We start from the raw sequence: 1,071 nt of genomic DNA, 5'->3' as shown, positions 1-1,071 counted from the left end.
GAGGCGCTGCAAAGCTACGCCAAGAACCTGCCCGGCTTCCATGTGCTGCCGATCTACGGTGGCCAGAGCTACACCATCCAGCTCAAGCAATTGTCACGCGGCGCCCACATTATTGTCGGCACCCCGGGTCGCGTCATGGATCACCTGGAGCGCAAGACGCTCAATCTCGACAACCTGAAGACCCTGGTTCTCGACGAAGCTGACGAAATGCTGCGCATGGGCTTCATCGACGACGTCGAATGGATTCTTGAGCGCACCCCGGCCACCCACCAGACAGCCCTGTTCTCGGCCACCATGCCTGAACAGATTCGCCGCGTCGCCCAGAAGTATCTGGTCGAGCCATGCGAGATCAAGATCAAGTCAGCCACCGCCACCGTCGCCGCCATCCGTCAGGTGTACTGGCAGGTTTCCGGCATGCACAAGCTCGACGCCCTGACCCGCATTCTGGAAGTCGAAGAAGAATTCGACGCCGCCATCATCTTCGTTCGCACCAAGAATGCCACCGTTGAACTGGCCGACAAGCTGGCTGCCCGTGGCTACGCCGCTGCCGCCCTGAACGGCGACCTTAACCAGCAAATGCGTGAACGCGTCATCGAGCAACTGAAGTCGGGTGCTCTCGACATCGTCATCGCTACCGACGTCGCCGCCCGCGGGCTCGACGTGCCACGCGTCAGCCACGTGGTCAACTACGACATTCCCTACGATACCGAAGCCTATGTGCACCGTATCGGCCGTACCGGCCGCGCCGGCCGCACCGGCAACGCCATCCTCTTCGTCGCCCCGCGTGAAATCCGCATGCTGCGCACCATCGAGCGCGCCACCCGGTCGCCGATCGCGCCGCTGACCCTGCCGTCGCGTGCCGACGTGACCAACAAGCGCGTCGCCGGCTTCAAGGAGAAAGTCGCTGAAGTGCTCAATGCCGAAGGCCTCGATTTCTTCGCCAACATCGTCGCGCAGATTGCCGAGGAGCAGAACGTCGGTGCCGAGGAAGTCGCTGCCGCGCTGTGCCAGATGGCCCAGGAAGGCAAGCCGCTGCAGATTCCCGGGGAAGACCCGGCGCCGGCCCGTGCG

Annotated in this window: 1 protein-coding gene; it reads left to right on the top strand. The window is 63.2% G+C overall.

Annotation, left to right across the window (positions count from 1 at the left end; genetic code table 11):
• Nucleotides 1-1,071, top strand: a 1,071-nt coding sequence (locus Q7J41_RS10530) for a DEAD/DEAH box helicase (RefSeq protein WP_304887847.1), incomplete at both ends; no start/stop codon positions are given.

Source organism: Acetobacterium sp. (assembly GCF_030652775.1).
Taxonomy (GTDB): Bacteria; Bacillota; Clostridia; order Eubacteriales; family Eubacteriaceae; genus Acetobacterium.
Note: the sequence above shows the minus strand (reverse complement) of the source record. Positions and strands in the feature narration are given on the sequence as shown.